The following is a 14933-nucleotide window of genomic DNA, read 5'->3' as shown; positions in this document are numbered from 1 at the left end:
TGATTTAGTATGTATTATTAAACAAATTTTGAGCGCCACTCACTCAATGAAATGTTTGTTTGTTTTTTTAACCCTAAAATTAAAACACTATGACAAAAAATGAGTTCAATCTACAGTTACATGACCATTCAGTATCGTTGCAGTCGTTCGCTTTAAACTTTACTAAAGACGCAGAAGACGCGAATGATTTGGTGCAAGATACAATGCTTAAGGCAGTTACGTATTATGGTAAGTTCAAAGACGGTACGAATTTAAAAGGGTGGTTGTTTACAATTATGAAGAATACCTTCATAAATAATTATAGGCGTTTGGTAAAAACAAATGCATTAATTACAAAATCAGATGATATATCTTCTGCAAATTTACACTACAGCGCCACAGTAAATACAAGCGAAAGCAAATTTATAATCGGCGATATCAATAAAGCATTGTCAACTCTGCAACCTGAATATTATATTCCTTTTGTTAAATATTTTGAGGGCTATAAATATCATGAAATTGCGGAGATGCTGGAGATTCCGATAGGAACAGTTAAAACCAGGATCCATGTTGCTCGCCAGATCCTTAAAAAATATCTGAAAACCTATTCAAAAGAGATTTTGGGCACAGAAATGGTGTAGAGTCATTGTCTGATCCGAAAAAAAGACACCCTAGGGTGTCTTTTTTTTATCTTTAATTCAGATTTTCTACAGATTTTTAATTTAGTTTAGCGTTGTCTGTAGTTTAATTATATTGAGTGTAAAGTGTCAGTTAAATATTGTCTTATATTAATCATATGTTTTTGCTCGTTTCTCGTTTATCCTCAGCAGAGAGATACGCTGTATGAAAAGCATAGATATGCTGATCTTGAATATAAAGCCTTAAAGCTGACGCGAATCGTTGTTCCTTCTGTTTTTATCGCCTATGGCTTTAGTGCTCCTTACATAAAGCCGTTACATAACCTTGATGTTGAAACAAATTATGAATTGAGAGAAGATCATCCTGGTTTTGGTTATCATGCAGATGATTATCTTCGTTATGCGCCGATTGCAGCAGTTTATGGATTGGATCTGGCAGGGGTAAGGAGTAAACATAAATTTGTGGACAGGACCGCACTCTTACTTTTGTCGACTGCGATAATGGCTGGCACGACAAGTATTACCAAAAACCTTACACATCGAATGCGGCCAAATGGTTTAAATGATAAATCTTTTCCCTCAGGACATACCGCTATGGCATTTATGGCTGCAGAGTTTATGCACCAGGAATATAAGGATCAGTCGCCATGGTATAGTGTAATGGGGTACTCTGTGGCTTTAACTACAGCAGGTTTACGTTTGTATAACAGTGCGCATTGGTTAAGCGACGTGGTTGCCGGGGCCGGTTACGGCATGCTTTCTACTAAAATTTCTTACTGGGTATATCCTTATATAAGAGATAAATTGTTTCTTAGTAAATCAAATCAAACCGTTATGGTTCCTTTTTATCAGGATGGACATACCGGCTTTACATTTGTTCATAAGCTTTAAGCGATCCATATAATGACTTTTAAAACCAAAATTAAACAACTTTTTCAACACAGGTTTAGTCCTGTTTTATTAGCTACGTTAATATTATGCGCTGTGTCGCTGCTTACCAGGATCGTCCTGCTTTTTAGTTCGAGACAGCATGTTGACTGGTCATTTTTTAATCTCCTGGGCATCTTTTTGATCGGCCTTTTATTCGATCTGGCCGCGGCCTCATTTGCTGTTGTACCATTGATATTGTACATCTGGATAATGCCAGATAAATGGTACAGGAAAAAAATCAACAGCGTTTTGTTGCTGCTTTATTTCCTGGTGGTTATTAGTACCTTATTGTTTAATGCTATGTCAGAGTGGTTTTTTTGGGAGGAATTCTCTGTTCGCTATAATTTTATTGCCGTTGATTACCTGGTTTACACCACCGAGGTTATTGGAAACATCAGGCAGTCTTATCCTGTGAACACCATCCTGATTTTTATTGCACTATTTTCCGCTGTTTTGCTTTTTGTGCTGAGAAGATATTTTTGGAAGCACGATGAAAATGTAATGCGGTTTAAGCACCGTACTGCAGTTGCTATCTTGCTGCTTTGTGTCCCGGTTGCGGTTTACTTTTTGTTTAATCATAAATGGAAGTACTTTAGTAACAACCAGTATGTAAGTGAGCTTGCAGGCAATGGTATATATGATTTTGGTAATGCGTTTTGGAACAATGAACTGGATTACGAAACGTTTTACAAAACCTTACCTATTGCTGAGGCTGAATCAATAATTAGGAAGGAGTTGTGCTCAGATAGCGCGACTATTGGAGAGGCTACTAAGTTTACGCTTAGAAAGGTTGATAATCCTGGAATAGAAAGGCAGATGAATGTCGTATTGATTAGTGTGGAAAGCCTTAGTGCCGATTTTATGACGCATTTTGGAAACACCCAACACATTACACCAGAATTAGATACCCTTGCTAAACAAGGGCTGTTGTTTACCAATTTATATGCTTCTGGTACACGTACAGTCAGGGGCCTGGAGGCGCTGGCTCTTTCTATACCGCCAACTCCTGGTCAGTCGATTATAAAACGTCCTGAAAATAAAGGGCTGTTCTCTTTAGGAAGTATCTTCAGGTCGAAAGGATACCATAGCAGATATGTTTACGGTGGATATAGTTATTTCGATAATATGAATGCTTTTTTCTCCGAAAATGGTTATGATGTTACCGATCGTAAGGCAATCAAAGATGCCGATATTCATTATCAAAATATATGGGGTGTTGCGGATGAAGATCTTTTTACCCTTTCGCTACGCCTCGCTGATGAGGATTTTAGTAATCATAAAAAGTTCTTTTCGCACATTATGACTGTATCTAATCATCGTCCTTTTACCTATCCCGAAGGTAGAATTGATATTCCTTCTCATACGAATAGGGAAGGAGCGGTGAAGTACACTGATTATGCAATTGGTCGTTTTATAAAAGAGGCTTCTGTAAAGCCCTGGTTTAAGAATACCCTGTTTGTTATTGTGGCAGATCACTGCGCATCAAGTGCGGGTGAAGTGGAGCTTCCGGTTAATAAGTATCATATTCCTATGATTTTTTATGCACCTGGTCATATTGCACCTGGAAATTTTGAAAAGTTAACGGCACAGATAGATGTAGCTCCAACTATTCTTGGTTTTCTAAATATGGATTATACGAGTAAGTTTTTTGGACAGGATATATTTAAAGTGAAGCCAGGTCAGGAGCGGGCTTTTATCAGTACTTATCAAAGTCTGGGGTATATTAAAAATGGCAAGCTTGTTATTCTGGATCCCAATAAAAAGACTAAAACATTTATTCCTGATTTTGGTACCGGTGCGGCAGTCTTGACGGAACCTGATGAAACGTTGATCAAAGAAGCGGTTTCAAATTATCAGGTTGCGTCCTATTTGTATAAGAATCATTTGTATAGTAAATGATAATCCTAACTTTATCTTTTACGTTTGATCATACTTCGCACTATGGAAAATCGTGAAAATGTTTTTGAGGTATATAATAAAATAGCAGCCTGGTTTGCCACAAATCGTTATGGTGGTTTAATGGAGCAGGCATACCTTGATGAAATGATTGGTCTTTTGAATAAGGGTGCCAGTGTTTTAGACCTTGGTTGTGGAACAGGGAAGCCTATTTTAGCATATCTTATCACAAGAGGCTTGGACGTTGTTGGTGTTGATGGCAGCACTGAAATGTTAGCTTTAGCGCAGAAAAACTTTCCTTCAACGGAGTTTGTGCTTGCAGACATGCGTAATTTGTACCTAAACAAGAAGTTTGATGCAATAATTGCCTGGCATAGTTTTTTTCATTTACCAGCAGCAGATCAGCCTGCAATGTTTGAAACCTTTAGTAATCATTTAAAACCCAATGGCGTTTTACTTTTTACATCTGGAACGGAGTACGGAGAAGCCTGGGGGATGAATGGTGGTGAAAACCTGTTTCATGCTTCATTGAGTACAGAAACCTATAAAGAAGTATTGGAAAAGCACGGTTTTAAAGTGTTGAAACATGTTATGGATGATGCAGATTGTGGTGGTGCTACCGTTTGGATGGCACAATATGTATAAAAAAGGGCAAACAAGAATTTCTTCTGTTTGCCCTTTCTTTATCCGGTAAACGGATCTAAATCAACTTTCAATTTTATGCGTTACGTGGATTTAGAACTTTTGATAAGCGTTCTTGCATATCCTGTAGATGGAGCTTTGTAGCTTCATCAGTCATAAAGGGTAAAGCAGTTTCTATTGCTTTTGCTAATTTTTTTGCCTGTCCGGTTACAATTGAAAAAGAATCGTCTATTGTGCTCAGCATTGCAGATTGTCTGGAACCTTTACTATTTAGTATTGCAACTATTTGCTCAGTATATAGTTTTTGAAGACTTCTACGGTAAACATCGATCGCTTTTTTCTGAGGCAGTTCCGACCATATTCCATTTTGCAAATCACTCACCATCTCTGCGACTGTGTATGCATTGGCCGGATCAATGGTCTCGAAATCCATGAGGCCCTTAAAAGTGGCTTTGTTTAATAATGTACTTAGTGTAGACTCTTGAAGGAATACAACTGTACTTCGGTCACTGGTCCCTGTTTTCTGGAAAATTTCTTTGCTGATAAGCCATGTAGGTGTGGTAAACAAATTATCCTGAAGGAAGGTTACTGCTTCCTTTTGAGTGGCTTTAGGAACAAATTCGAAAACTTGTTTATTTTCATCAGTCAATGAAGCTGTAGCCATAACACCTCCAACATTTATCAGCACATGATTGATGTACAACCTATATTGATCAACCAGCTTTTTATAGATCCTTTCTGTGCCTTTGTAATCGTCATTTGGCTCTCTGGTCCATTCCAGTAAATGGGGCATGATACGTTTTAGGTTTTTAATCCCATAAGTATTTGCCTTCATAGCATTGTCACCAAGAACTTCTGATAACAGCCTTGGGTCCTTAACGCCCATTGACGGCATAAAACGAAGTTGTTTATCTGCCGCGATTTTTTTTGATACCCAGTTGTTTAAAAATGCTTTTTCTTCTTCTTTTGTTTTGTTGTCGGGAAACCATCTGTAAGCCCATTCTATTGCCCATTTATCGTATGCGCCAATTCGGGGAAATATTCCTTTTTGGGTAATGTTGTCTTCGGGTTGTGCTACATAGTTAAACCGCGCGTAATCCATAATAGATGGTGTATGTCCATTTGCTTCTACCCATTTTTTATTACGGAGGTTTTCAACCGGAACCATATTGGATGCCCCGAAATTATGCTGGAGGCCTAAGGTATGTCCAACTTCATGTGAGGAAACGAAACGTATCAATTCACCCATTAACTCATCAGAATAAATCATTTTTCTAGCCTCAGGGTCAATCGCTGCAGCCTGAATAAAATACCAGTCGTGTACCAGGTTCATGATATTATGAAACCAGTTGATGTGCGACTCCAAAATCTCACCTGAACGTGGATCCTCAATACTTGGGCCACTTGCATTCTGAATATCCGAAGGTTTATAAACAATGGCAGAGTGTGATGCATCTTCAATGCTCCAGTTTGGATCATTAACAGGAGCTTCCTTTGCTGTAATGGCATTTTTCCAACCAGCTTGTTCAAAAGCAATATTCCAGTCTTTTACTCCCTGAATTAAATAAGGAACCCATTTTTTAGGTGTTGTGGGATCAATGTAAAATACAATAGGTTTTGCAGGCTCAACCAAAGTTCCTTTCAAGTATTTCTGAATGTCTTCTTTTCTTGGTTCCAAGCGCCAACGAGAAACTATAGCAGCTTTTTCAACACCTTGTGGGTGCACATCAAAGTCAGTGTATGTTGATGTAAAATATCCTACGCGGGGATCTTCAAACCTGATTCTCATAGGTTTTTTTGGCAGTAACAACATTGAGCAGTTTAGTTCAAAAGTTACAGGCTGCGGACCTGCCCCCAAAGAGACTGCCATTGGCTCAGAACGCTTTTTGTTATATGTTTTAATTGTCCGGATTTCTATCGTATTGGGGCGTGGACGGATCGTGTCGATGAACGAACGGTCTGAAATCATGTCATTTAACGTAAGGATTTTTTTCTTTAACCCGTCAAATGCGACAGTTTCATTGTCCGCACTAAAAAAATCAGTCACATCAATCACACTACTTCTCGATTTATCTTTTTCCGGCGAAAAAGCCTTTATGTCAAAAGAGGAGATGATGGGCTGAATATTCGAATTAATGACAGAGCGGTGCATCCCATTTTTAGATGAATCTGCTGACTTTTCAAGATAAGAAACACCCCTGAGCAGCATTTTGGTGCCTGGGCCTCTTTCAAACCTGATCACCTGTTGTCCAATTTCATCGCCGGCATGGCCAAGGAATGGATAAGAAATCCTTAGGCCTACTGCCGAGCGAGATATTCGGTTGACTACTAAAATGTCTCTTCCCAACAATGAGTCAGGGATTTCGAATAGGTATCTGTCATCTTGTTTGTGGACTTTAAACATTCCTGTTGTAGTCACTGCTTTAGCAGTAATCACTTCTGCATAGGGAAGGGGAGCTTTACCTGTTGTTTTATTCTGGGCCTCACTCACGCTATAAACACCCATTAATAAAAACAGGGAAATCAATTTTAAATACATGTGTATGTTTTTTAGCAGGTTGTATCCTTATTTATGACACAACCTGTGTTAAAATAATAAATGGTTATTTTCCGTAGCCGTCGTTTTGTACGAGGTTAGGATTGTTCAGTAATTCAATTGAAGGAATGGGGAATGACAATCTTGAGTCCGACCATCCTGGCTTGGTAGCCAACACCTGGTTGATCCTGCCAGTTCTTTTAAGATCAGACCATCGATGTCCGGTTTCAGTAAACAGCTCAACTCTTCTTTCTTGCTCTATTGCCAGTAAGAGGTCTTCTTTTGTGCTTGCAGATGTATTGCCAATATTGGCGCGGTTACGTATGGCATTCAGATCGTCTGCAGCCGTACCCAGCTGGTTTAGCTGTGCCCTGGCTTCCGCTCTGATAAGGTACTGTTCTGCCAAACGTAAAAAGCTGAAAGACTCTGCAGGGGTACCAGAGAATTGGTTCTTGTATTTGTTTGGCAGAAATTTTGTCTCGGTAACGGTGCCATTAGTATATGGGACCGCCCTTGTCCAGGTTGTGAAACGAACATCGTTCGCCTCGAAAGAGTTTTTAAGCTCAGTTGTTATAGCCATTTGCGGAACAGTTTGACTAGCAAAATAAAAACCCAGAGCCGTGTATCCTCTCAAACTGCTAAGCCCCGTTGTAGAAGTATTACTCATTTGCCAGATGGACTCTAATGAATTCAGGTAAAAAACTTTGCCGATATCAGCTTTAGGGAGCAGTTGATATAATTGGGTTTCTCCAATCACAGAACTGGCTTCTGCTTCGGCCAAAGCCCATTGGTTTGTGTACAGATAGGCCTTTGCGAGCAGGGCAGTAGCTACGAATTTATTTGCCCGCGTGCGGTTGTTACTGGCAGATGCAGAGTAATTCTTTCTTAACAAAGTCTTCGCTGTTTTAAGATCCTCTATTACCTTTTGCATAACCTCTGCTGTAGGGGTTTTTAAGGCCCTGTTGTTTGCATTAGCATCGGTCGTTATTATCAGAGGTACATCACCGAACCAATTTACCAGGTTGAAATGGCAAAATGCCCTCATAAAAAGACTTTCACCTTTGGCAAGACTGTCCAGGCTAGGCGAAATATTTTCTTTGTTAAGTGCAGTGCCTTCCATTATTGCATTGGCCGTATAAATTACTTTATACATGGCTGTCCAGTACGCATTGATATTGGCGCTGTTTGCATTAATCGAGTTTTTATAAAATTGTTCGTATGTCAGGTTGGTTCCAACCACTTCTAATTCATCTGATAAAAGGCCAGGGCAAATAGCTTGGTCTGTTTGAAACTGATCTCCATAGTTGAATAAGGCTGTGCTGTACATACCTGCTATACCACTGTTTAATGTGGCATCACTGGAAAATACCTCCGCAGCCCCAAAAATATTAGATGCAGGTTCTACATTGGCAAATTTTTTACAGCCGCTCCCCATCAAGAACAGAGCCCCGGCCGCAATAAATAATGTGAGTAATTTATAAATCCTTGTCATTTTTTTTATATTAATAATGAATTAAAATGTTGCCCTAAAACCTAAAACAAAGGTTTTCATTGGTGGAACATTGTTCGGCTGGGTTTCAGGATCATAACCTTCAAAATTTGTAATTACGAATAGATTCTGTCCGTTAACAAATATGGTACCCCGACTAAGGTTAAGTGGCTTTATCCATTTTTCCGGTAAATTATATGACAGTGCGACGTTTTTCAAACGGATAAAGGCCGCGTTGCTGATGGTTGCATCAGAGTTGGCGTATAACAAATATCTGGATGCTGGCGAATTTATATCGTTGATACTGAAACCTCCTGTTGTTGCTAATTTACCTCCCGTTTGCTGGTATAGATCATAGTATGACGCGACCATATTTGCTGCAGTTGCGCCCACTGCATTCCGGCCGTTGTAGGCTGCATTTGCAATGTCCCTGACCATCTTGCGTCCCACAAACTGTGCAAATATGTCGAGCTCAAAACCTTTGTAAGTAAAGTTGTTACCTAATCCACCATAGAAATCGGCATCAGAATTTCCGATTTTTATATAATCACCTTTACCATAAGCAGCAAGTGTCGGATTGTCATTGGGGTTTGAAATTCGACCGTCTTTGTTTTCATCAGCTACCATGGGTAGACTTGTTGAAGCTTCAATGCCGAGGTACCTGAAGCCATAAATATTAGCCAGTGAACCACCTACAAGTTTGTCCCTTACATAATTTGAGTTTTCAATGTCCCGGAAAGCCGCTAGTTTGCTCTTTGGGTTACTGATGTTAAAGTAGGAATCCCACTTAAAGTTTTTAGTACTGATATTTTTTGTATTCAAACTAAACTCCATTCCATAGGTTTCTATTGTTGCGTCGATGTTGGCAACATAGGACGGAAATCCGGTAAGCGTAGATAATGGAGATGTAACTAAAGGATTGTTAGTTTTGTTATTGAACCATGCAGTAGACAAATTAATCCTATCATCGAATAGCCCAAGATCAAATGCAATTTCGAATTTTTTATTTACTTCCCAGGCCAGGTTAGGGTTAGCCAGATTTTGAGGGTTAAGCCCGGGAATATTATCATACGGAGCAAATGAAGTCGAATAGTTGTCTGAAAACTGATAGTTGTTGATCTGATCATTACCGGAAGATCCATAACTGCTTCTTAGCTTAGCAAAGCTGATTACCGGTTGGAGTGATTTTACAAATTTCTCTTCAGATAATATCCATGCCGCTCCTACAGAACCAAAACTTCCTGATCTTTTATTGATACCGAATTTTGAGGAGGCATCCAGACGATAGTTAACATTTACAATGTATTTTTTTAGCCAGTTGTAGTTTACACGGGCAAAAAGCGAACTATATTTATACTGGGAATCAAAAGAATTGAGTGTTGTCATTGATCCCGAAGTAAAATTTCTTAACTGTTTGTCGGAAGCAAAATTGCCGGCAGCAATATAATATGGCTGTACATAAGTTGAAGACTGGAAAGCAGAGCCTACCTGAACACTTAAAACTCCTTGCGAAACTTTCCGGATATATTCAGCCATGGGTTCTACGTTCCAGGTCTCATTATAATTTTGCTGGTACATTCCCGAAGGCTTGGTCGTTGTGAAGGGATTGATAGACTTGAGATAGCTAAGGTCTGTTGCACTTGAAAATATTCTGTTATAGGATGCATCGAGCTTAAGATTAAGGCCTTTTATAGGTGAGAAGCGCATGCCGACACTGCCGATCAATACATTTGAATTACCTGTGTATTTTTTATGCTGATAAGCAAATGGATTGGAAAAGAGAGACGCATTGCCAGAAAACCAGTATAAGCTACCATCGGGATTATACAAAGGATAATTCGACGGAGCAGAGTAAGCTACATTGGCAAGGTCGGCAGTACTGCTCGATCTTGCATTTCCCTGATTTTTATCTGAATTAAAGGTTGTGGTTACGTTAATTCCAAATTTATCATCATCAGAAGTGTAACCAGCCGCCATACGTAGACCTCCACGTTGATAATTGAAGTCACCAGGAATAACGCCATCTTCAGTATGGTAGGTTCCACTCAGTAAAAAACTAAGGTTTCTGTTTCCTGCCGACAGCGATAAATTTGCATCTGAAGAATTGGAAGTTTCGCCAAAGAAAAGGTCTTCCCAGTCAGAGGTTTTATTTTGGTCCCAAACCAGTAAGTCGGGTGCCGTATTCGGTGTTGGGGTAACTCCTGAATTCTTGTAAGCTTGTCTTCTTATTTCAAGATATTGCGGTAGTGATAAAGTTTTTACGCGGTGCAGGCTAGCTACCCGGCTAATGCCCTGAGTGAAACCGAAGTCAATTTTCGCCTTCCCGCCTTTTTGTCTTTTGGTTGTGATCAATACAACTCCATTAGCTCCCCTCGAACCATAAATCGACGTTGCATCCGCATCCTTTAATATACTGATGTTGTCAATGTCATTGGGATTAAGCAGGTTTAGCGGATTACTGCCAGCTGCTGGCGCTATACCTGCACTGGTATTTCCCCCTGCTTTGTAAATTGCATCACCGAGGAAAGGCACTCCATCAACAATGTAAAGTGGTGTGCTACCCGCATAAAGAGAGTTTGCAGCTCTAATCTGTATCGATATTCCGGAGCCAGCGGTGCCGCTTTGTTGAAGTATCTGTACACCGGGCATTCTCCCAGCAAGTGCATTTAATACGTTTGTGACCGGTTGTTTTTCAATTGTTTTAGAATCAATGCTGGAAATACTTCCTGTTGATTCCGCCTGTGTTGTTTTATAATATCCTGCATTTACAACTATTTCATTCAGCGATTCTGACTTAGGTAGTAAAACGACGTTGAGGTTTTTCTGGTTGTCAATATAAACTGACTTAGTTTCCATGCCCACAAAAGAAAATTGAAGTCTGGCGTTATTTTTAACATTTAAGTGAAACATGCCATTGGAATTTGTAGCGGTTGAACGGCCTGTGGCAAGTTCTGTAATGGTCACCCCACGTAATGGCCGATTGTCTTTATCTACAACTTTTCCTTCGATTCTAATGTCTTTATAGAATTCATTAGCATTTGAGGGCTTTTCGTCTTTGCGACGGCTGATAATAACCGTATTGTTCTGAATAGAATAGTTAAGGTTGTTTTCTTTTTTTAATTGTTCAAGAATTTCTTCCAGTGATTTATTCTTAACGTTTATTGAAATGGGGGGCAAGTCTTTTAGTTCTTCAACATTATAAATAAAGTGTTGTTTGACTTGTTTCTTCAGTGCTGTAATAACTTCTGCTACTGATGTATTTTTAACATTCAGGCTAAGGCCCTTTTTTGCAGACTGAGATTGGGCAAATAAATTAGCGGCACCTGCTAACAGAAAGACAATCATAAGTATTTTTAACTTAAATGTCTTCCATCTGCCGGCTTGCGCGCAAGTGGCATTCTTATGGTTTTTTTTCATTAGTTTTGTTTAGGTTAAAACAATAAATCATGGGCAGGCTCTAGAAAGCGCCCGATTTATAAATAATTTGACTTCGACAAGAGATGGTCCTAACATCTCTTGTCCTTTTTTAATAGTTTGGTTTAGTTGTCTTTCTTTACGATAATCCTCCTGTCTTTAATAGTGAATTTTACATTGGTCGTTTTTTCGATCATATCGAGCAATGGTTTTATGCTTGCCGATTTCTCGGTACTTCCGTCGTAATGCAATTTTTTTAATTCTTCATTCTCAAATACAATTTGATAATCATATAGTCTGCCTAATTCCTCCATCAGCATTTCCATAGTTGTATTATTGATCATAAGGATCCCGTCTTTCCATACGACAAAGAGTTCCGGATCAACATTTTGTTTGCTAAGTTCCGTAGTCTTTAGGTTGGCGTTCGCCTGTTGTCCCGGATTTAAGATTAGTTCCTTGTTTGTATTTTTTAATCCAATCTTTACTTTACCTTCAACGAGTGTGGTTTGTATTTTTTCAGAATAGGTGTTTACATTAAATGACGTTCCTAAAACCTGGATTTGCATATCACCTTTATGTACAATAAAAGGCTTTTCAGGGTTCTTCGTTACTTTAAAGAAGGCTTCTCCACTTTCCAGGTATACCTCACGGGTAGACGTGTTATCAAAGTTGACCTGGTATTTAATTTTTGTATCTGCATTTAACCATACTTGAGTGCCATCGTCCAGCAGGAGTTTATAGCTTGCGCCTTTGGGGACAATTAATGTGTTAAAAGCAGCAGTGCTGGAACTTTTTGTATAGTCGAGTTGGTCGGCAGAGTTGATGATATTGTCATTCAATACCGTTGCATTTTCCGATTTTTTTAGGTTAACCTGATCCCCATTTTCAAGTACAAGCATAACGTCTTTTGAATGATTTTTAGTTGTTGCCTGATAATTTGAGTTCTCTTGTCCCCCGTTGTTTTTTAGGGAGAAATAAACAACTGAGCCTACTAAAAGTGGAAGCGCAATTATCGCGGCATATTTCATCCACCGGAATCCTAAGGGAACGATTTTAGGATGCTGATCAGTGCCTGTATCCACATTGTTTTTGAATAAGTCCCAGGCATCAGCTGAATTAAAGCTTTTTTGATGTTCTTCGCCTGCTGACAATGGACTTGCTGTTAATTCTTCTGCATCATTCGTAACAAGTTCAAATTTATAGGCCTCGTCATACAATTCTTCATCCAGCAAATCCTGAATCCATTCATTGCTCTTATTGTGTTTCGGGCTATTAATGTTGTCCATACATTAATATGTAGCACGTTTCAAAGAAAGGGGTGATCGTATTTTAAAATAAATTCTATAATTTATTGTTTTTGTATCAAAAAGCGCTTAATTAAGCTTTAAAAAACAATTACAAACGCAAGGTGGCGTATGCTTTTTTGATCTGGGTTTTAACGGTGTTGATGGAGATATTGTTTCGTTTGGCAATTTCGGCGTATGTATAGCCCTGAACATTGCTCATCAGAAATAATTTCCTTCTTTCCGGAGGCAGGTTTTTAATTGCATCTTTTAACTTTGAAATCATTTCGCTTTGAAAAAGTTCTTCTGCTATGATCTCATCTGGATCGAATGATAAATCTGGTAATTCCTCCGATTGAAATAATACGTGGTTCTTTTGTCTTTTTAAATAGGTAATACAAATATTTTTTACGGACCGATGTGCGTATGCTTCAAAGGTTGATTGAAAATTAATTTGTTCCCGTTTGTTCCAAACATATAGAAAGAACTCCTGTACCAGATCTTTTGCCAGGTCGGCATCCTTAACATAATGAACAGCCAGCATGCATAACCCTTTGTAGTTCTTATGAAAAAAAACTTCAAATTGATCAATTGTAATCAAGGTTTTGTCTCCAGGTGCTGTCATTTTTTTGCTTTCTTTTCAACCTGTTGACCTATAATTTAACTATTACATCGAATGCAAGGAGCGTTAAATCATATTTTCGTTAAATATAGATCCTCAAATAAAAATTTGAGTTTCCGAAGATATAATTACTTCTTCTCTAAAAAAAGTCGAAATAACGGTTTTTTCTATTGCAAAGAATTAAGGTGTGTATTACCCTGATATTGGTCACCAATAGTACTTTTAATTGATTACTCCCAGCTTTTGGTGGTTATGTCGGTGCCAGCTCCATTCTATATTGAAAGGACAAACGGGACTTTATTCTTTTACGGAGATATAAGTCTCTACTTCGGCATGATCTCCCGCGTAATATTTTTTTCCGTGAATTGTGAAATCAGCTTTATAAGCCCGGTTTAACTTGTCATTTTGCCATATTTCCAACCAGGTGTTGAAAACTGCAGCCGGCATTTTACCCTTAGAAACGAATTTTTGGTAGGTAGTCGTTTCGATTGTTATTCCGACAAAACCTTGAGGGATATTTTTCAGCGAACTTACGGCAAGTCCAATAATGGTAGTATATGGACCGTTGAAGTCGGTTTTATAATCTGTGTAAACTGCGTAAATATCATCATTGACTTTGTTTGGGATTTTTTTCTGTATTTCTTCAGCCCAAAATTTACCCCATAATTTTTCAATGTCTTTGGAGGATTGCCCGTTTTCATTGGTTGTTCTTATTGAAATTCCAATTACGTTAAATTTTTGAATGTTCATTGCTGTAGATGTTTTGGTTTGTGATTGAGCGGCGAAGGAGCATAGCATAAATGCTGTAAGCGTCCAATACTGAAGGTTCTTTGTTGTCATTTTTTTTTGTTAGGGAGCAAATTTAGAGTAAGCCTGTGACAACCCTATGGCAGTGTTAACGAAGATTTGGCATTGGCTGTAATGAGCCAAAAATAAAAAAGGCAAGCGACCGTTTTACCGTGCTTGCCTTTTTGCTCCCTCTGCTGGGCTCGAACCAGCGACCCTCTGATTAACAGTCAGATGCTCTAACCAGCTGAGCTAAGAAGGAGTGCTAGTTTGCCAAAACGTAGCTTAAAATCTTTTAAGAAAGTAAACGTTCATTCGTTTTGGGAGCGCAATATTAAGAAATATTAATCAGATTGACTAAAATTTTTTGAAATATTATTGAACTTAAAATGAAGAACGTTTTATTGAGCGGTTTTATTATTTTTTTTAATTTAAAAATACAGAGGGCTTGATGGTCTAAATGCTTGATTGCAAATCCGTTTTGTGTAAATGAAAAATCTCAGTCAGAAAAAACCTGAAAAATAAATAAATCTAAATTTGGAGAACCGGATGGTATTTGTACTTTTGCAGCGGAGAGCTGGCAGAGTGGTCGAATGCGGCAGTCTTGAAAACTGTTGACTGTCATAGGTCCGGGGGTTCGAATCCCTCGCTCTCCGCAGAAAAACAAAAATCCTGAAGTCATTAGATTTCAGGATTTTTTGTTTTAAACACATTTCAT

The 14933-nt window shown here is 38.7% G+C and carries 10 protein-coding genes and 2 tRNA genes; 5 read left to right on the top strand and 7 right to left on the bottom strand.

The window, feature by feature from the left end; genetic code table 11:
• The first annotated feature begins 89 nt into the window (after positions 1 to 89).
• The 4 genes from R2Q84_RS17140 (at position 90) to R2Q84_RS17125 (ending at position 4088) form a co-directional block, all read left to right on the top strand.
• The gene (locus R2Q84_RS17140) at positions 90 to 620 is read left to right on the top strand and encodes an RNA polymerase sigma factor (RefSeq protein ID WP_316817806.1); all 531 of its coding nucleotides are present in this window, start codon (positions 90 to 92) and stop codon (positions 618 to 620) included.
• Positions 621 to 743: 123 nt separating this feature from the next.
• Complete coding sequence (locus R2Q84_RS17135; protein ID WP_316817805.1) at positions 744 to 1508, top strand: phosphatase PAP2 family protein; 765 nt, start codon at positions 744 to 746, stop codon at positions 1506 to 1508.
• Between the two features lie 12 nt (positions 1509 to 1520).
• A complete protein-coding gene (locus R2Q84_RS17130) occupies positions 1521 to 3446 on the top strand; it encodes an LTA synthase family protein (protein ID WP_316817804.1) in 1926 nt (641 codons plus the stop codon).
• Between the two features lie 42 nt (positions 3447 to 3488).
• Positions 3489 to 4088, top strand: coding sequence for a class I SAM-dependent methyltransferase (locus R2Q84_RS17125; RefSeq protein ID WP_316817803.1), 600 nt, complete (start codon positions 3489 to 3491; stop codon positions 4086 to 4088).
• Positions 4089 to 4161: 73 nt separating this feature from the next.
• Here R2Q84_RS17125 and R2Q84_RS17120 read toward each other — a convergent pair whose 3' ends face one another.
• The 7 genes from R2Q84_RS17120 to R2Q84_RS17090 form a co-directional block, all read right to left on the bottom strand.
• A complete protein-coding gene (locus R2Q84_RS17120; protein WP_316817802.1) occupies positions 4162 to 6624 on the bottom strand; it encodes a zinc-dependent metalloprotease in 2463 nt (820 codons plus the stop codon).
• A gap of 64 nt (positions 6625 to 6688) precedes the next feature.
• Positions 6689 to 8113 carry a RagB/SusD family nutrient uptake outer membrane protein gene (locus R2Q84_RS17115; protein WP_316817801.1) on the bottom strand — a complete coding sequence of 475 codons (1425 nt, stop codon included), beginning with the start codon at positions 8111 to 8113 and terminating at the stop codon, positions 6689 to 6691.
• A 21-nt stretch (positions 8114 to 8134) separates the two neighbouring features.
• The gene (locus R2Q84_RS17110; RefSeq protein ID WP_316817800.1) at positions 8135 to 11527 is read right to left on the bottom strand and encodes a SusC/RagA family TonB-linked outer membrane protein; all 3393 of its coding nucleotides are present in this window, start codon (positions 11525 to 11527) and stop codon (positions 8135 to 8137) included.
• 122 nt (positions 11528 to 11649) lie between these two features.
• A complete protein-coding gene (locus tag R2Q84_RS17105; RefSeq protein ID WP_316817799.1) occupies positions 11650 to 12810 on the bottom strand; it encodes a FecR family protein in 1161 nt (386 codons plus the stop codon).
• A gap of 109 nt (positions 12811 to 12919) precedes the next feature.
• The gene (locus R2Q84_RS17100) at positions 12920 to 13432 is read right to left on the bottom strand and encodes an RNA polymerase sigma-70 factor (protein ID WP_316817798.1); all 513 of its coding nucleotides are present in this window, start codon (positions 13430 to 13432) and stop codon (positions 12920 to 12922) included.
• Between the two features lie 294 nt (positions 13433 to 13726).
• Entirely contained in the window at positions 13727 to 14269 is a 543-nt protein-coding gene (locus R2Q84_RS17095; RefSeq protein ID WP_316817797.1) for a GyrI-like domain-containing protein, read from the bottom strand.
• 134 nt (positions 14270 to 14403) lie between these two features.
• Positions 14404 to 14477, bottom strand: a tRNA-Asn gene (locus tag R2Q84_RS17090).
• A gap of 309 nt (positions 14478 to 14786) precedes the next feature.
• Here R2Q84_RS17090 and R2Q84_RS17085 point away from each other — a divergent pair.
• Positions 14787 to 14871, top strand: a tRNA-Ser gene (locus R2Q84_RS17085).
• The last annotated feature ends 62 nt before the right edge of the window (positions 14872 to 14933 follow it).

Origin of the sequence: Pedobacter nyackensis (genome assembly GCF_032678475.1) — a bacterium.
In the GTDB taxonomy this organism is placed as follows: domain Bacteria; phylum Bacteroidota; class Bacteroidia; order Sphingobacteriales; family Sphingobacteriaceae; genus Pedobacter; species Pedobacter nyackensis_A.
The sequence above is the reverse complement of the archived record's forward strand: the minus strand, read 5'-3'. Positions and strand labels throughout refer to the sequence as shown.